General features: G+C 64.8%; 16 protein-coding genes and 1 tRNA gene. 10 read left to right on the top strand and 7 right to left on the bottom strand.

The annotated features are described in order from the left end of the window. The first annotated feature begins 187 nt into the window (after positions 1-187). Entirely contained in the window at positions 188-472 is a 285-nt protein-coding gene (locus B3098_RS29190) for a DUF4224 domain-containing protein (RefSeq protein ID WP_414631299.1), read from the top strand. Next, entirely contained in the window at positions 360-1,508 is a 1,149-nt protein-coding gene (locus B3098_RS21320; protein ID WP_286898823.1) for a hypothetical protein, read from the top strand. Before B3098_RS29190 ends, B3098_RS21320 begins: the two co-directional genes overlap by 113 nt. Before the next feature lie 86 nt (positions 1,509-1,594). On the opposite strand, the gene B3098_RS21315 is transcribed toward B3098_RS21320, so the two are convergent. The 7 genes from B3098_RS21315 to B3098_RS21285 all read right to left on the bottom strand — a co-directional run bounded on the left by B3098_RS21315 (position 1,595) and on the right by B3098_RS21285 (position 6,791). Beyond that, a tRNA-Arg gene (locus tag B3098_RS21315) sits at positions 1,595-1,671 on the bottom strand. A gap of 117 nt (positions 1,672-1,788) precedes the next feature. After that, entirely contained in the window at positions 1,789-2,373 is a 585-nt protein-coding gene (locus B3098_RS21310) for a helix-turn-helix domain-containing protein (RefSeq protein ID WP_175124382.1), read from the bottom strand. 85 nt (positions 2,374-2,458) lie between these two features. Further along, positions 2,459-3,751, bottom strand: coding sequence for an NAD(P)/FAD-dependent oxidoreductase (locus B3098_RS21305; RefSeq protein ID WP_175124383.1), 1,293 nt, complete (start codon positions 3,749-3,751; stop codon positions 2,459-2,461). 9 nt (positions 3,752-3,760) lie between these two features. Beyond that, positions 3,761-4,450 (bottom strand): amino acid ABC transporter permease, encoded by a 690-nt coding sequence (locus B3098_RS21300; protein ID WP_175139291.1) that lies wholly within the window; start codon positions 4,448-4,450, stop codon positions 3,761-3,763. A 2-nt stretch (positions 4,451-4,452) separates the two neighbouring features. Beyond that, a complete protein-coding gene (locus B3098_RS21295) occupies positions 4,453-5,145 on the bottom strand; it encodes an amino acid ABC transporter permease (RefSeq protein ID WP_191579537.1) in 693 nt (230 codons plus the stop codon). A gap of 18 nt (positions 5,146-5,163) precedes the next feature. Beyond that, a complete protein-coding gene (locus B3098_RS21290) occupies positions 5,164-5,955 on the bottom strand; it encodes an ABC transporter substrate-binding protein (protein ID WP_175124386.1) in 792 nt (263 codons plus the stop codon). Positions 5,956-6,041: 86 nt separating this feature from the next. Then, positions 6,042-6,791 (bottom strand): amino acid ABC transporter ATP-binding protein, encoded by a 750-nt coding sequence (locus B3098_RS21285; protein ID WP_286899280.1) that lies wholly within the window; start codon positions 6,789-6,791, stop codon positions 6,042-6,044. A 206-nt stretch (positions 6,792-6,997) separates the two neighbouring features. On the opposite strand from B3098_RS21285, the gene B3098_RS21280 reads away from it, so the two are divergent. From B3098_RS21280 to cynS, 8 genes are all read left to right on the top strand, one after another. Next, the gene (locus B3098_RS21280) at positions 6,998-8,500 is read left to right on the top strand and encodes an aldehyde dehydrogenase family protein (RefSeq protein WP_286898820.1); all 1,503 of its coding nucleotides are present in this window, start codon (positions 6,998-7,000) and stop codon (positions 8,498-8,500) included. Positions 8,501-8,747: 247 nt separating this feature from the next. Beyond that, positions 8,748-10,034, top strand: a complete 1,287-nt coding sequence (locus B3098_RS21275; RefSeq protein ID WP_286898819.1) for a phospholipase A — start codon at positions 8,748-8,750, stop codon at positions 10,032-10,034. 832 nt (positions 10,035-10,866) lie between these two features. After that, a complete protein-coding gene (locus tag B3098_RS21270) occupies positions 10,867-12,009 on the top strand; it encodes a sensor histidine kinase (protein ID WP_191578795.1) in 1,143 nt (380 codons plus the stop codon). A 13-nt stretch (positions 12,010-12,022) separates the two neighbouring features. After that, positions 12,023-12,661, top strand: a complete 639-nt coding sequence (locus B3098_RS21265; RefSeq protein ID WP_056563872.1) for a response regulator — start codon at positions 12,023-12,025, stop codon at positions 12,659-12,661. 132 nt (positions 12,662-12,793) lie between these two features. Further along, on the top strand, positions 12,794-14,155 hold the full coding sequence (locus B3098_RS21260; RefSeq protein ID WP_286898817.1) for a CmpA/NrtA family ABC transporter substrate-binding protein: 1,362 nt from the start codon (positions 12,794-12,796) through the stop codon (positions 14,153-14,155). Beyond that, positions 14,155-14,997 carry a nitrate ABC transporter permease gene (gene ntrB, locus B3098_RS21255; protein ID WP_175124391.1) on the top strand — a complete coding sequence of 281 codons (843 nt, stop codon included), beginning with the start codon at positions 14,155-14,157 and terminating at the stop codon, positions 14,995-14,997. The genes B3098_RS21260 and ntrB overlap by 1 nt, the downstream gene beginning before the upstream one ends. A gap of 5 nt (positions 14,998-15,002) precedes the next feature. Continuing rightward, positions 15,003-15,797, top strand: a complete 795-nt coding sequence (locus B3098_RS21250; protein ID WP_286898816.1) for an ABC transporter ATP-binding protein — start codon at positions 15,003-15,005, stop codon at positions 15,795-15,797. Positions 15,798-15,806: 9 nt separating this feature from the next. Further along, the gene (gene cynS / locus B3098_RS21245) at positions 15,807-16,250 is read left to right on the top strand and encodes a cyanase (RefSeq protein ID WP_056324548.1); all 444 of its coding nucleotides are present in this window, start codon (positions 15,807-15,809) and stop codon (positions 16,248-16,250) included. Positions 16,251-16,269 lie beyond the last annotated feature (19 nt).

Here is a 16,269-nt window from a genome sequence, read left to right as displayed (position 1 = left end):
GTCTTGCCCCGCGTACTTGATTACAGGCCTCTTCATAGGGCCTGCGATGCTTATCCCGGGCGCTGTTCGCCTGATCATCGCAGCCAGGCGATCGCTTAGGAAAAGCTGAGTCGCAAGACCGACCAGTCCAAGTCAACAAAGTAAAAACTTAAGCCCGCCTAGTGCGGGCTTCGTTTTGGAGGACCAGATGAACGAATATCTCTCGGCGTCTGACCTGGCCGAACTGGTCGGGTGCAAGCCAAACCAGAGGGCGATGATGGCGCGCTGGCTCAGTCGCCACGGCTGGCGCTATGTCGTGGACAAAAATGGCGTCCCGCGAGTGCTGCGGGCGTATCGAGATAAGAAACTGGGAGCAGTAGATGGCCAGCAAAAAGCCGGTCTCACGTCAGGCCCGAATCGCCAAGCCTTCGCCCGCGTGGGAGAAGACGGGCGTGGCCAGGCTGTACAAACGTGTCGGCAAGCAGCGCATTAGCTGGATATACAAGCATGTGGACGGGCGGAGCCAAACCCTGGCCTCGTCCGTCGTTGGTGATCGCGCTGCGCGTTTTGACGCTGAGCGCTTGGCGACGAAGCTCGCTGTCGAGATTCAGCAAGGTGTCGTAGTGGCCGGCTCTGTGTCCGAAATGATTGAGCGGTTCGAACTCAAGGAAGATCCTACGTACTATCAGGACCAGTCGAAGGACGGGAAGAAAATTCGCACGGGCATGTACACCAACCTGACGAAATTCTTTGGCAGGATGGCGCCGTCCCAACTGACGGCTCAGCATGGCTACCAGTACCTCGAGGATCGCGCAGCCGCCGGCGCGCCGATCAAAGCCAACAAGGAGCTGAGCCAGTTCTCAGTCATCTGTCACTTCGGCGTGAGATGGGGCCTGTTGGCCGCGAATCCCTTCGTCAACATGATGAAGAATCGTTCGGATAACAAGGCGAAGATCATCGACCGACGGCAGGTGCTGCGCTTCTATTTATGGTCCGTGAAGCAGCGAGAAAACTACCGGACAATGGGCTGCGCCGCGATGTTTACCTATCTGACCGGGTTTCGCTCATCGGAGGCTCGCCCGTTTCTCAAGTCAGGCCTGACGCATGAAGGTGTGACCGTGCTGTCCACAAAGAGGAAGAAGGGCCAGCTCGAAGTCTTGAAGGTGCGCGAGTGGTCGAAGCGGCTGCGCGTGGTCGTGGCCCGTTCGCTTGACCGCAAGAACACCAGCAGCCCCTATCTGTTCGCGCCGACGAAGCGCTCTGATTCGTACACGCGACATGGCTGGGCGTCGAGTTGGAAGGACGCGCAACTGGCGTGGATTAGGACGCTTGACGAAGGCGTAACGGAGCAGACCCTGACGGAACATGCGCTCTACTTCAGCCTGCAGGATGTGCGCCCCGCTGCGATCACGACCAAGATCCAAAACCGTGACCACGATGCGTATGATTTCGCTGCTCATGCGAACCCGGCAACAACGCACAAACACTACGACCGACGGGTGGTGAAGAAGGCCTCTGCGACAGAGTGACGTTCTAACGCAGGCATTTTTATTCTAATGATTGCGTCGTTAACGAACTTCAATGTCACACAATGGCTTGATTTTCCTAGCTATTTTGGCGCGGCAGGAGGGGCTCGAACCCCCGACCTCAGGCTTAGAAGGCCCGTGCTCTATCCAGCTGAGCTACTGCCGCGCGATGTGGTGACGCCCGGAACCCGTCCGGGCCGCGCATTTTACCCTGTTGCGGAAAAAGCGGCTCGGCCCCCAGCGAGCGGCTCGCCCCAGGCGGGCCGTCCCAATAAGTCGCCCCCTACTCCTCGCCTATATCCGTATGCGTGGACACCCACAACACAATCGCATCCTCCGGACTGAGGCTGATCACCCGGTGCCCCATCCGGCTATCTATATAGAAGCTCTCACCCGCCTTCAGCCGGGCCGGTTCATAGAACTCGGTATAAAGCTGAACCTCTCCCTCCAGCACATACACAAACTCCTCCCCCCCGTGCCGGCTCCAGTCCTGGAACTCGTCAAAGGCGCGCGCCTTGACGCGGGTATGAAACGGCATCATGCGCTTGTGCGATAGCGCAGTGCATAGCAACCGATGATCGTAATACGGCGTTTCGTACTGCCGGCCTTCGCCCTGGCGGCTCAGGCTGCGACGGCCGGTGCCCATGTGGGCGTCGGAGGCAGTGAAGAGTTCGGCCACGTCCAGGTCCAGGCCCGCGGCAATCTTGATCAGGTTGTCATAGGTGGGGGACAGCAGGCTGTTCTCGATCTTTGACAGGGTGGACGCGGACACGCCGGTGGCCTCGGCCGCCTGCTTCAGAGTCCACGCGCGCGCCTGGCGCAAGGCTCGCAGCCGTTGTGCCAATGCGCTCTGTTTGTTGCCTTGCATCTGTATACCCTGTCATGCCCGCAGTAGTCAGGCCCGCAATACTCAGACCCGAACCCTCAGGCCCGAATTCTCAAGCCCGCAATAGTCAGCCCCGCGATTGACGCTCACGCCACCAATCGCGCGCCTGGTAAGACCAATAAGTCAGTTGAACCGCCGCCGTGCCCAGGCTTCCGCCGTTCCAGGCCAACCCGAACGGTTCGAAAAGCTTGTAGCGCTGCGTGTCGCCGGTAATGCCCTCGGCCACGACGCGTCCGCCCACGGACGTGGTGTTCATGCCGTGTCCGCCGAACGCAGTGCAATACCAGACATTCCGACCCAGCAGGCCGATCTGCGGCATCAGGTGCCGCGCGTAGGCCATGCGTCCTGACCACGCTGCCTCCACGCGCACCCCTTGCAATTGGGGGTAGACGCTGAGCAGTTCGCGGCGCAGGGACTCGGCCAGATCGGGCGGGTCATCGACACGGGTGGTGATTCTACTGCCCCAGCCGATGCGGCCGCCATCCAGGACGCGGTAATAGTTGCCGGCGCGCCGGTCGTCGCCGATGGCCGCATTGCTGCGGATGGCTTCGCGCACGCGGTCGCCCAGCGGTTCGGTCAGCATGATGTAGGTGGCGATGGGCAGCATTGCGCGGCGCAGGGCCGGCACGACGTCGCCCGTGTAGCCGCCGGTGGCCAGCACGACGGTGGCGGCGTCGATCTGGCCTTGTTCGGTCTTCAGGTGCTTGACCGCGCCGTCGAGCGTGGCCTGCACGACGGGCGAATCCTCGTGGATGCGCACGCCTAGCCGCACGCACTCGCGGGCCAGCGCGCGCGCGTAGTTCAGCGGATGGAAGTGAAAGGACGAGGGGTCTTCGATGCCCTGGTGGTAGACGTCGGACACCAGCCGTTCGCGAACCTGGCTGCGCGAGAGCAACCGCACGTCGCGCCCGAAGTCGCGCTGCTGGCTGTCGCACCACTGGCGCAGCGCGTCGGTGGCCTCGTAGCGTACGACGCGCAGCCGTCCGTCGACCTTGTGGGCGTCGGCGATGCGCAGGTCGCGGATGTTGTCGCGGATGATCTCGACGCCCTCCATCGACAGGCGGTAAAGCTGGCGGTAGTGGTCTTCGTCGACGTGCTTGCGGATGGCGTCGGCGCCCGCGGAAAACGCCGGCGACACCGATCCGCCGTTGCGGCCCGAGGCGCCCCAGGCGATCCGCCGCGCTTCCAGCAGAGTCACGTTGCGGCCGCGCCGGGCCAGTTCCAGCGCCGTCGACAGTCCGGCCAGCCCCGCTCCGATCACGCAGACGTCGGCGCTGGCCGCGCCCGCCAGCGGCGGATAGTAGGTGTCGCCGTCGGCGATCGTGCGCTTGTAGTAGGTGTCGATGTACTCGGAGACCATGGTGTCGGCTCAGTGCAGGCCCGCGCCTTGCAGGCCCCCGGTCAGGCGCTTTTCCAGCCAGTTGGCCAGGCGCAGGAGCGGGTAGCAGTAGATGAAGTAGATGGCGGCGATCATGCCGTAGATGAACAGCGATTTGGCCGGGAAGGTGATGATGAAGACTTCCCCCTGGCGGGTCAGTTCGGTGATGCCGACCACCGAGAGGATGGCGGTGCTTTTGATCAGCATGACGTACACGCCGCTCATGGGCTGCACGATCAGGCGCATGGCCTGCGGCAGGATCACCAGCCACAGAATCTGCAAGGGGCGCAGGCCCAGCGTCATTGCGCCTTCGGTCTGGCCGCGCGGCACGGCCTGGATGGCGCCCATGACAATTTCCGCCACGTAGCAGGACGTGTACACCGACAGCGCCACGAAGGCCGCGGTGCCGGAATCCCAGTGCAGCAGCTCGATACCCGAACTGGGCAGCACGAAGTAGACGATGTAGAGCTGCACCAGAAACGGGGTGCCGCGCAGGATGTGGATGTACAGCCCCAGGATCTGATGCACGCCACGGATGCGATAGCTGCGGATCACGCCGATCACAAAGCCCAGCAGCGAGCCGGCAATGATGGCTACAAACGAGATCTTCAGCGTCTCCCAGAAGCCCTTGAGCAGAAAAGGCAGCACGACGCCGGCGGTGGAAAGATAGGAGTCCAGCATGATTACCTCGCGTTCCAGGCCGGGCCGGCCAGCCACAGGCTGACGCCCTTGGACAGCAGCAGCATGACGCAGTAGATCAGCAGATAGCCTGCCGCGATGGTCAGGAAGGCTTCGTTGGGCACGATGCGTTCGCTGTTCATCTGCACGCCCGCGGCAACCAGTTCAAAGACCGTGATCAACGACAGCAGCGACGTGTCCTTGATGAGTACGGCGGTCTGGCCCAGCAGCGGCGGCAGCGTATTGGCGAATGCCTGCGGCAGCACCACGTAGCGCAGACGCTGGTGGTAGTTCATGCCGCAGGCCTTGGCGCCTTCGATCTGGCCGCGCGGCACGGACTCGATGCCGACGCGGATGATTTCGCTCATGTAGGCCGCGTGGTGCAGGGTCATGGCGAGGATGCCCAGCACCATCTCGCTCCAGCCCTTGGCGCCCGGCACAAGATAGGGCACCGCGTAATAGACCAGGTAGATCTGCACGAGCAGCGGCGTGGAGCGCACGAATTGCACATACGCCGCCACCGGGCGCCACACCACGCCGCGGGACGACATATGGGCAAGCGCCAGCGGAACCCCGGCCAGCACCGACAGCACCAAGCTTGCGCCCGCTGCGATCAGGGTATTGGCCAGGCCTTCGGCAAATTGGCCCGTGTACTGGCTGACGATGCGCCAGTTATAGAAATCGATCAGCCAGTCCATGGGCGGTCCCGTCTCCGATCAGTGGTCTTTCTTCCAATCGGTGGAATACCAGTACTGGACCAGTTCCGGCAGCGAGTTGTCAGCGGTCTTCAGCGTTTGCCAGTTGTCCAGCCAGAACTTCAGGCGGAACGCGTTGGGGCCGACGGCAAACGCCAGGGGCTCGCGCACCATTACGCCCTCAAGCACGCGCAGGTTGCCGAAGTCGACGAGAAACTGGTTGGCGGTGGACAGCGACATGATGCCGGCATCCAGCCGGCCGCTGGACAGCGCCTGACCAACCGGCGCGCTGCCGCCCGAGAACTCCTTGAGCGTGGCCGTGGGCAGCATCTTCTTGCCGACTTCGGCGTAGGTGCTGGCGCCCAGCGCGCCGACGGTGACGCCGGACTTGTTCAGTTCGGCGTAGTTCTTGTATGGCGAATCCTTGGGCACCACGGCGACGGTGTCGGCGTAGAACATGGGCAGCGAGAACAGCACCTGCGCGGCGCGCTGCGGCGTGGGCGTCATGTCGGCGGCCACCATGTCGGCCTTGCCCGACAGCAGCGCGGGCAAAAGGCCCTTCCATTCATAATCCTGCAGCACCAGCTTCACGCCCAGGTCGTCGGCCATGCGCTTGGCGACTTCCACGGCCAGCCCCGTGCGCTTGCCCGTCTTGTCCATGAAGCTCATCAGCGGCCCGGAGGTCTGCACCGCCACGCGCAATTCACCGCGCTTGATGATGTCGGAAAGTTCGTCCGCCTGTGCCGGCAGGGCCACGGTGGCGGCCGCCAGGGCGACGCTGGCCACGCCCAGCCATTGTTTGATTTTCAACATTGCTAACCCCTTTGGTGATTGGACCCATATCGTTCCGGGCAAGGCACATCGCGCCGGCAGCGCCCGGATAAGCCGGACCGGCGGGACTACAGAATCTTTTCCAGGAAGGCGCGGGTGCGCGCCTCTTTGGGGCGGCCGAACACTTCGTCGGGCGTACCCATCTCCACGATGCGGCCCGCGTCCATGAAGAGCGCGCGGTCGCCGACGTCGCGGGCAAAACCCATTTCGTGCGTCACCACCGCCATCGTCATGCCGTCGCGCGCCAGGGCGCGCATCAATTCGAGAATGCCGCCCACCGTCTCCGGATCGAGCGCCGACGTGGCCTCGTCGAACAGCATCAGTTGCGGGTCCATCGCCAGCGCGCGCGCGATCGCCACGCGCTGCTGCTGGCCGCCGGACAACTGGCTGGGATAACGATCACCGAATTCGGCCATGCCGACGCGGCCGAGGAGCTCGCGGGCGTAGCGTTCGGCATCGGCACGGCTGCGGCCGCGCACCACCCGCTGGGGTAGCGCCACGTTGTCGAGCGCAGTACGGTGCTGGAACAGGTTGAAGTGCTGGAACACCATGCCGACGTCGGTGCGCCAGCGGTTGACGTCGGTGGCCGGATCCGTCAGCGACGCGCCATTGACGCGGATCGTGCCGCTGTCGATGCTTTCCAGGCCGTTCAGGGTGCGCAGCAAGGTGCTTTTGCCCGAGCCGGACGGACCGACCACGACCATCACTTCGCCGCGTTCAAGCTGGCAATCGATGCCGTCCAGCGCCAGATGCGGGGGATGCCCGTCGCGCTGATAGGTCTTTTTGACTGCCTGAACAACGAGCAACGGTTCCGCCACGAATTCACCTTCAGGTGCAGTGCGCACGGGGCTGACTGAGGATCTGCCGCACGCACTGGCGTTTCAAGGAGGCCAGCAAAGGGCGCCTCAAAAATATTTCGCATTTCACGTCATAGTTTCGTATAGTAAATTTTTTTCCAGAATCGCCACTTAGGCATAACCCTTAAGCGAAGGCGCTGACTTCGCAAGGCCTCGAAGGAACCGGCATGGACACTCCTCAAGACATCCTGCGCAATCTCGGACTCACCTCCAGTGCGCTCACCGGCGGCACCCTGATCGCCCGCAGCCCGATCGATGGCGCCGAACTGGCGCAGGTGCATGAGCACACGGTGGCCCAGGCCCACGCCGCCATCACCCGCGCGCGGCAAGCCAGCCTGGCTTGGCGTGACGTCCCCGCCCCCCGCCGCGGCGAACTGATCCGCCTGTTCGGCGAAACCCTGCGCCAGCACAAACAAGAACTCGGCCGCCTCGTCAGCCTGGAAGCCGGCAAGATCGTTGCCGAAGGCGAAGGCGAAGTACAGGAAATGATCGACATCTGCGACTTCGCCGTCGGCCTGTCGCGCCAGCTCTACGGCCTGACCATCGCCTCCGAACGTCCCGGCCACCGCATGATGGAAACGTGGCATCCGCTGGGCGTCGTCGGCGTCATCAGCGCCTTCAACTTCCCCGTCGCCGTCTGGTCCTGGAACGCCGCGCTGGCGCTGGTCTGCGGCAACGCCGTCGTCTGGAAGCCTTCGGAAAAGACCCCCCTCACCGCGCTGGCCTGCCAGGCGCTCTTCGCGCAGGCCGTGCAGCGCTTTGGCGACGCGCCCGCCGGCTTGTCCGAAGTCCTGATCGGCGGCCGCGAGATCGGCGAAGCCCTGGTCGACTCGCACACCGTCGCACTGGTGTCCGCCACCGGCTCCACCCGCATGGGCCGCCAGGTCGGTCCGCGCGTTGCACAACGCTTCGGCCGCGTCCTGCTTGAACTGGGCGGCAACAATGCCATCATCGTCGGCCCCACCGCCGACCTCGACATGGCCGCCCGCGGCATCGTCTTCGGCGCCATCGGCACCGCCGGCCAGCGCTGCACCACCACCCGCCGCCTGATCGTCCACGAAAGCGTCGCCGACGAACTGGTCCAGCGCCTGCACAAGGCATACGCCAGCGCCCCCATCGGCAACCCGCTCGACAGCGGCAACCTCGTCGGCCCCCTGATCGACCGCGCCTCCTTCGACGCCATGCAGGCCGCGCTGACCGCCGCCCGCGAACAGGGCGGCAAGGTCACCGGCGGCGAACGCGTCCTGGCCGACCAATACCCCGACGCCTGGTACGTGCGCCCCGCCATCGCCGAAATGCCCGGCCAGACCGACGTCGTCTGCCACGAAACCTTCGCGCCCATCCTCTACGTCATGCGCTACAAGGACTTCGGCGACGCCCTCGCCATGCAGAACGGCGTGCCGCAAGGCCTGTCGTCCGCCATCTTCACCAACGACCTGCGCGAAGCCGAAACCTTCCTGTCCGCCGCCGGCTCCGACTGCGGCATCGCCAACGTCAACATCGGCACCTCCGGCGCCGAAATCGGCGGCGCGTTTGGCGGCGAAAAGGAAACCGGCGGCGGCCGCGAGTCCGGTTCGGACGCCTGGCGCAACTACATGCGGCGCGCGACCAACACCATCAACTACTCGCGCAATCTGCCGCTGGCACAGGGCATCAAGTTCGGGGAATAACCCCGACGCGATGCCACGCGCGGCGCTTGCAGCAAGCCCGCGCGTGGCATCGCATCGAGCCCCGCAGGCCCGGCCCGCTGGACCTCGATTCCCGCACCACAACCGGCTCAAAAAGCCCCGCGCATTGTCGACAACGCGCGGGGCTTTTCGCATTTTTTACAGCCCACACATACGATTAGTCTGATTTACAAACTGTTGCCAGAGTCGGTGCTACATTGCCTGATCACAAAAATCAGATACATCCTCAATGACCTCCCGCCGTCCTTTTCACCGCTCTCCCACCCCCCGCCTCCTTGCCGCCGTCCTGGCCCTGAGCGCGGCCGGCTCCGCCGCGGCAGGCGTGTCATACCGGCTGGACCGCCCCTCCGCGGCGCCCGGCGAAACCGTCACCATCGAGGCCGTATTCTTCAACGAAGGCGGCTCGCGCGTCGATTGGCAGGCCCCGCCCGAACTCGTCCTGCAGTGGCGCAGCCCCGACGGCCAGATCGTCCGCAGCCTCGCCAAACTGAAAAGCGGCCGTGACAACTACAGCGTGCCCGTCAACAACTTCGCGCGCATGTCCTGGTCCGCCGAAGTGCCCGCCACCGCACGCGGCCTGCAAGCCGTCTCCATCGAAGGCCAACCGTCCATGATGGCGCTCGACGCCACCGGCCGCGACAGCGGCACCCTGGCCACCACGCCCGCCCAGACGCCCGTCGTCGACCCACGCAGCGGCCAACCCGTCCCGCCCGCAGCCGTCGCCGCCGCAGGCGCCTCCCCCGAAGCCGGCCCCGCCCCCGCCGCCACCATCGAACCCACCGTCGAACAGGCCGCCTTCGACAAATTCCGAAGCGCCTTCTCCGCCTACAAGCCCGTCTACTTCGCCGTCGGCACCCGCGGCCTCACCACCGCCCGCTTCCAGATCAGCGCCAAATACCGCCTGATCAGCCCGCGCGGCGGCGAAGACACCTGGCACGACGACTTCTACCTGGGCTACACCCAGACCTCGCTGTGGGATCTGGAAAGCGACTCCAAGCCCTTCATCGACACCACGTTCAATCCCAGCGTTTTCTGGATGACCGACGACATCTGGAAATCCGAGAACCAGAACTGGCGCTTCGGCATGAACACCGGCGTCGAACACGCCTCCAACGGCAAAGACGGCGAAGACTCCCGCTCCCTCAACGACGGCTACATCGAACCGCGCTTCCACTACCGCTTCGACAGCGGCAGCACCCTCACCTTCGCCCCCAAGGTCAAGGCCTACTTCGCCGTCGCCAAGGAAAACAGCGACTACGCCGACTACGCCGGCCATGTCGACTGGCAACTGCGCTGGGCCCAGGACAACGGCGCCGTCGTCTCGGCAATGTACCGCCAGGGAGATCAGAAGCGACGCACGACGCAGCTGGATTTCGCGTGGCCGCTGCGCCGTACGTTCTTGAATTGGAACGGGTATCTGCATTTGCAGTATTTCAACGGCTACGGCGAGACGCTGCTGGGGTACAACCAGCGCAACGAAAGCCAGTTCCGCGTGGGGTTGTCGCTGATTCCGTAAGCGCTCAATGCGGCAAGCAAGCGTCAAATGAAATCGCCGGCCTGACAGGCCGGCGTTTTTCTTTGCGCGCACTTCAATGTGTCGCATCCGTCAGCGGGCCGGTGTCAGACACCCAGGTAGCAGGATCGTCAGTCCGTAAGACCGGCTCAGCGGGTGTCAGACACCTCGATTCTCGAAAAATTCAGCGAACAACCTATACGCCACGGGTGTCAGACACCTTGATTTGAAGCCGTCGACGCAAGCCCCCCGAACGCCAGATAAGGCCGCCCGCGCGGCCGACATCTGGCAGCCCCGCAAGATCTTCCGGCCACCAACAAACCTACAAAAGAAGGCCAAGCAAGCCGCCCTCCCCGCCGACCGCACGACCTCATACGACGCAGCCCGGTGCGGCGGTGGCCTGGGTGCGCGGGGCGTGTAGATGCGCCCGAGGGAATCGGAAGGCAGTCGCCGAAGGCGACAACGACGATGACGACGGGGTAGTCCGGAGCGAAGGCTCCGGACCGCAATCGTAGCCCCGCGCACCCAGGCCACCGCCGCGCCGGGCGTCTTAAGAACCCGCACCCGTCGCAACCGCACCGAGCGCCTGAAGAACCCGCATCCGTCGCCACCGCGTCGAGCGCCTAAAGTTCCCGCACCGAACCCACACTGGACGTCCTAAAAACCCTACCCGCACCGCACCTGCCCCAACCCATAACGAAGAAGGGATTTCCCTCACTCCCCCCGCAACTCCCACCCACTCCCGTAAACTCCGCGCAAAAGCGCAACCAAAAACCCGCGCACCAAGGGGATCCGGGGCAACTCCCCGGCAGATTCAACAAGCACCAGGCCATTCATGTTCGCCGACCTGAAGCACCTCTCGCACCACGCCGCCTGGCGCCGTCAGCTTGAAATGCTGCTGGAATCCGCCGGCGAAGGCATCTACGGCATCGACCTGCGCGGCAGATGCATCTTCATCAACAGCGCCGGCGCCGACATGCTCGGCTACACCCCCGATGAGCTCGTCGGCCGCAACATGCACTACCTCATCCACCACTCCCACGCCGACCGCACCCTCATGCCGGTCCACGACTGCCGCATCTTCAAAGCCTTCCGCGACGGCCGAGGCGAACGCGCCGACGACGAAGTGCTCTGGCGCCGCGATGGCACGTGCTTCGACGCGCAATACGCCTCGTACCCCATCCGCAACGACCAGGAAGTCGTAGGCGCCGTCGTCACCTTCTCCGACATCACCGCCCGCAAAGGCATCGAACGTGAGCTTCAAAACACCCAGGCCCTGCTAGAACGCCGCGTCGGCGAACGCACCGCTGAACTCAGCGCCGCCCACGAATCCCTGCGCCGCCTGTCTTCCCACCTGAGCACCCTGCGCGAAGAAGAACGCGCCCACATCGCCCGCAACATCCACGACGACCTCGGCGCCTCCTTCACCGCCCTGCAACTGGATTTGAACTGGCTGCGCCGCCAGCTAAGCGCCACCCCCGCCCTGCAGACGCACCTCGACCGCATGCTCGAGGTCACCCAGACCGCCATGGGCGCCACCCGCCGCATCCTCAACGACCTGCGCCCCGTCGTCCTTGACCATCTTGGCCTCTGGGCCGCCCTCGAAGCCCTGCTGCAAGACCTGCAAACCCGCAGCGGCCTCCAATGCCGTTACCTCTGCCCCCCCGACACCGAAAGCCTGCGCCTCGACCGCAACGCTGAAATCGCCATCTACCGGATCGTCCAGGAACTGCTTACCAACGTGCAGCGGCACGCCCGCGCACGCAGCGTCAGCGTCAGCGCCGCCTGGGGCGCCGACGGCCTCGTCCTCACCGTCGAAGACGACGGCGTCGGCATGCAGTTGCCCGAAGACCGCCACACCTTCGGCATCCTGGGGATGCGCGAGCGCGCCCGCGCCATCGGCGGCGACCTTGCGCTGGACAGCGCCCCCGGCGCCGGCATGCGCGCCCGCCTGCGCCTGAACCCACTGGCCGCATGAAGGAAACCCTCCCATGCCCCTGAACCTGCTCATCGTCGACGACCACCTCATCATCCGCCGAGGCCTCGCCCGCATCCTAGAAGAAGACCCGCGCGTCGCCCTCGTCCACGAAGCCGCCGACGGCCCCGCCGCTCTGCGCGCCCTGCGCCAGGCGCATTACGACGCCATCGTCCTGGACGTCGCCCTCGGCGAACGCGACGGCCTGGACGTGTTGAAAAGCGTGCGCGCCGACCACCCCGGACTCGGCGTCGTCATGCTGTCCGTCTACCCCGAATCCCAGTTTGCGGTCCGCGCCCTGCGCGCCGGCGCGCACGCCTACCTCAACAAAGGTTGCGAACCCGAAGAACTGCTGGCCGCGCTGACCAACGCCGCCGCCGGCAAGATGTACGTCACCCCCACCGTCGCCGAACTGCTCGCCCACACCGTCCGCCAGGACAGCTCCCGCCCACCGCACGAACTTCTGTCCAACCGCGAATTCCAGGTCCTGCAACTGCTCGTCGCCGGCCGCTCCGTCTCGGCCATCGGTGAACAGCTGGCGCTGTCCGTCAACACCATCTCCACCTACCGCAGCCGCATCTTCGAAAAGCTCAACGTCCGCACCCTGGTGGAACTGGTCTCCTACGCCAACACGCACCAGTTGGGTGCGATCTGAGCGCGCACGCACTACCGCGGCGCACCGCGCGCACCACGTAGTAAGTCCCCTACACGCGTATCGTTGAACCGGCGATACCGGCTGCCGCCACGCAGCCCCATGATGGCTCCATTCCCGATCGAAGGAGCCACCATGTCCCTCTTCAGCAATCCGTTCGACGCCAACAGCCGCCTTGCCTGCGGCTGCGGCCGCCACGCCTCGCAGGCCGAACACGAACGCGCCGCGCAAGCCGGTCTGACTGGCGACAACGCCGCCAGTGCCGTCGAGCAGGCCGTCATGCGCGCCCTGTTCCCGCAGGATGCGCTGCGCCGGCGCTTCCTGCGCGCCGTCGGCAGCGGCACCGCCATGGCAGCCATTGCGTCGATCTTTCCGCTGGCCGCCGCCAAGGAAGCCTTCGCGCAGACCGCCGGCCCGCTGGAGAAGCAGAAACTCAAGGTCGGCTTCATCCCCATCACCTGCGCCACGCCCATCATCATGGCGCACCCCATGGGCTTCTACGGCAAGCAGGGCCTGGACGTCGAAGTCGTCAAGACCGCCGGCTGGGCGCTCATCCGCGACAAAGCCATGTCCGGCGAATACGACGCCGCGCACATGCTGTCGCCCATGCCGCTTGCCATCTCGATGGGTGTCGGCGCCAGCCGCGCCGTGCCGTGGACCATGCCCGCCGTCGAAAACATCAACGGCCAGGCCATCACGCTGTCCATAAAGCACAAAGACCGGCGCGACCCGAAGGACTGGAAGGGCTTCAAGTTCGCCGTCCCCTTCGACTACTCCATGCATAACTACCTGTTGCGCTACTACCTGGCCGAGCACGGCCTGGATCCCGACACCGACGTGCAGATCCGTTCCGTGCCGCCCCCCGAAATGGTGGCCAACCTGCGCGCCGACAACATCGACGGCTTCCTGGCGCCCGATCCCGTCAACCAGCGCGCCGTGTACGACGGCGTCGGCTTCATCCACACCCTGTCCAAGGCCATCTGGGACGGCCACCCCTGCTGCGCGTTCTCCGCCAGCAAGGAGTTCGTCACCACCATGCCCAACACCTATCAGGCCCTGCTGAAAGCCATCATCGAAGCCACCGCCTACGCCCGCAATCCCGCCAACCGCAAGGAAATCGCCACCGCCATCGCTGCGCCGAACTACCTGAACCAGCCCGTCACGGTGGTGGAACAGGTGTTGACCGGCACCTACGCCGACGGCCTGGGCAAGGTGCTGACCGATCCCAACCGCATCGACTTCGATCCCATGCCATGGCAGTCGTTCGCCGTGTGGATCCTGACGCAGATGAAGCGCTGGGGCCAGGTCAAGGGTGACGTGGACTATCAGAAGATCGCCAGCGACGTCTTCCTGGCGACCGACGCCGTGCGCCTGATGCGCGAGGCCGGGCTGACCCCGCCTGCCGAAACCGGCAAGACCTTCAGCGTCATGGGCAAGCCCTTCGATCCCAGCCAGCCCGAGGCCTACCTCGCCAGCTTCAAGATCCGGAGGACCTGATGGGGTCCGTGCAACACTGGCGGGCCACGTTCCTGTCCGTCGCCCTGTTCCTGGCGTTTCTGCTGCTGTGGCACGCCGCCACCCGCCCCGATGCGGGCGAGGCGACGGTGGATCCGGCCTACGCCGCGCTGGTCGGCAATGCCGCGGCCAGCGGGTCCAAGACGCCGTTTCCCGGTCCTGCCGAGGTCGGCGCGCAGTTGTGGCAGCACCTGAAGGACCCGTTCTATGACCGCGGACCGAACGACAAGGGGATCGGCATCCAGCTGGGTTACTCCGTCGCGCGGGTGCTGACTGGCTTCGGCCTGGCCGCGCTGGTCGCGATTCCACTGGGGTTCCTGATCGGCATGTCCCGGACGGTGTACCGCGCGTTCGATCCCTTCATCCAGGTGCTCAAGCCGATCTCGCCGTTGGCGTGGATGCCGCTGGCGCTCTACACCATCAAGGACGCCAACACCTCCGCCGTCTTCGTGATCTTCATCTGCTCGCTGTGGCCCATGCTGGTGAACACGGCGTTTGGCGTGGGCGCCGTGCGGCAGGACTGGCTGAACGTGGCGCGCACGCTGGAAGTGTCGCGGCTGCGCACGGCGCTGCAGGTCATCCTGCCCGCCGCGGCGCCCACCATCATGACCGGCATGCGCATCTCGGTCGGCATCGCATGGCTGGTGATCGTCGCTGCCGAAATGCTGATCGGCGGCACGGGCATCGGTTACTTCGTCTGGAACGAGTGGAACAACCTGTCCATCTCCAACATCATCTGCGCGATCTTCTTCATCGGCCTGATCGGCATGCTGCTGGACAACCTGCTGGCGCGCGCCGCCCGGCTGGTGAGCTATCGGGAGTAACGCGCATGAGCCAATCTTTCCTGCAGGTCCAAGGGCTGGGCAAGCGCTATCCCGGACGCGATGGCCGTCCGCAGCCGCCCGTGTTCGAGAACATCAACTTCCAGATCGACAAGGGCCAGTTCGTCTGCGTCATCGGCCATTCCGGCTGCGGCAAGACCACCATCCTGAACGTGCTGGCCGGTATCGACGACAGCAACGAAGGCATCGTCATCATGGACGGTCGCGAGGTCGCGGGGCCGTCGCTTGAACGCGGCGTCGTGTTCCAGGCGCACGCGCTGCTGCCGTGGCTGACGGCGCTGCAGAACGTGGAATTCGGCGTGCGATCGCGCTGGCCGGCCTACAACCGCGAACAGGTCCGCGTGCACAGCCAGCGTTACCTCGACATGGTTGGCCTCGGTCACGCCGCCGGCAAGAAACCTTGCGAACTGTCTGGCGGCATGAAGCAGCGCGTCGGCATCGCCCGCGCCTTTGCCATCCAGCCCAAGATGCTGCTGCTTGACGAACCCTTTGGCGCCCTGGACGCACTGACGCGCGGCGCCATCCAGGACGAGTTGCGCGCCATCGTCCAGGAAACCCGCCAGACCGTCTTCATGATCACGCACGATGTCGACGAAGCCATCCTGCTGTCCGACCGCATCCTGCTCATGAGCGCGGGTCCGTACGCCCGCATCGCCGAATCCGTCACCGTGGACCTGCCGCGCGACCGCACGCGCGCCAGCCTGCATCACGAACCCCGCTATTACGACATCCGCAACCATCTCGTCGACTTCCTGGTCGACAAGGCCCATCACAAGGAGTGAACCATCATGATGTCCCGCGCTGAAGTCACCGAACTCGTCGTCACCCGCAAGCTGGAAAAAAAGCTGTCGTGGGGCGCCATCGCCGAAGCCGTCGGCCAGAGCAAGGAATGGACCACCGCCGCGCTGCTGGGCCAGATGACCATGACCGAGGAACAGGCGCAGGCCGCCGCCCGCGTACTGGATCTGCCTGCAGACGCCGTCGTGCAGTTGCAGGTCGTGCCCTACAAGGGCTCGCTGCCCAGCACCGTGCCCACCGACCCGCTGATCTACCGCTTCTATGAACTGATCAACGTCTATGGCACCACGTTCAAGGCGCTGATCAATGAAGAGTTTGGCGACGGCATCATGAGCGCCATCGACTTCAAGATGGATCTGTCGCGCGAAGCCGACCCCAAGGGTGACCGGGTGCAGATCGTGATGAGCGGCAAGTTCCTGCCGTACAAGACGTACTGAAGCGGGCAAGGCGGGACAA

The sequence above is a fragment of the Achromobacter sp. UBA2119 genome (genome assembly GCF_002331005.1).
Classification (GTDB): Bacteria; Pseudomonadota; Gammaproteobacteria; order Burkholderiales; family Burkholderiaceae_B; genus Achromobacter; species Achromobacter animicus.
Note: the sequence above shows the minus strand (reverse complement) of the source record. Positions and strands in the feature narration are given on the sequence as shown.

What these genes read in the sequence shown, in the direction of transcription:
- B3098_RS29190 (WP_414631299.1), top strand. Translation starts at nt 188, where the DNA reads ATGAACGAATATCTCTCGGCGTCTGACCTGGCCGAACTGGTCGGGTGC.
- B3098_RS21320 (WP_286898823.1), top strand. Translation starts at nt 360, where the DNA reads ATGGCCAGCAAAAAGCCGGTCTCACGTCAGGCCCGAATCGCCAAGCCT.
- B3098_RS21310 (WP_175124382.1), bottom strand. Translation starts at nt 2,373, where the DNA reads ATGCAAGGCAACAAACAGAGCGCATTGGCACAACGGCTGCGAGCCTTG.
- B3098_RS21305 (WP_175124383.1), bottom strand. Translation starts at nt 3,751, where the DNA reads ATGGTCTCCGAGTACATCGACACCTACTACAAGCGCACGATCGCCGAC.
- B3098_RS21300 (WP_175139291.1), bottom strand. Translation starts at nt 4,450, where the DNA reads ATGCTGGACTCCTATCTTTCCACCGCCGGCGTCGTGCTGCCTTTTCTG.
- B3098_RS21295 (WP_191579537.1), bottom strand. Translation starts at nt 5,145, where the DNA reads ATGGACTGGCTGATCGATTTCTATAACTGGCGCATCGTCAGCCAGTAC.
- B3098_RS21290 (WP_175124386.1), bottom strand. Translation starts at nt 5,955, where the DNA reads ATGTTGAAAATCAAACAATGGCTGGGCGTGGCCAGCGTCGCCCTGGCG.
- B3098_RS21280 (WP_286898820.1), top strand. Translation starts at nt 6,998, where the DNA reads ATGGACACTCCTCAAGACATCCTGCGCAATCTCGGACTCACCTCCAGT.
- B3098_RS21275 (WP_286898819.1), top strand. Translation starts at nt 8,748, where the DNA reads ATGACCTCCCGCCGTCCTTTTCACCGCTCTCCCACCCCCCGCCTCCTT.
- B3098_RS21270 (WP_191578795.1), top strand. Translation starts at nt 10,867, where the DNA reads ATGTTCGCCGACCTGAAGCACCTCTCGCACCACGCCGCCTGGCGCCGT.
- B3098_RS21265 (WP_056563872.1), top strand. Translation starts at nt 12,023, where the DNA reads ATGCCCCTGAACCTGCTCATCGTCGACGACCACCTCATCATCCGCCGA.
- B3098_RS21260 (WP_286898817.1), top strand. Translation starts at nt 12,794, where the DNA reads ATGTCCCTCTTCAGCAATCCGTTCGACGCCAACAGCCGCCTTGCCTGC.
- ntrB (WP_175124391.1), top strand. Translation starts at nt 14,155, where the DNA reads ATGGGGTCCGTGCAACACTGGCGGGCCACGTTCCTGTCCGTCGCCCTG.
- B3098_RS21250 (WP_286898816.1), top strand. Translation starts at nt 15,003, where the DNA reads ATGAGCCAATCTTTCCTGCAGGTCCAAGGGCTGGGCAAGCGCTATCCC.
- cynS (WP_056324548.1), top strand. Translation starts at nt 15,807, where the DNA reads ATGTCCCGCGCTGAAGTCACCGAACTCGTCGTCACCCGCAAGCTGGAA.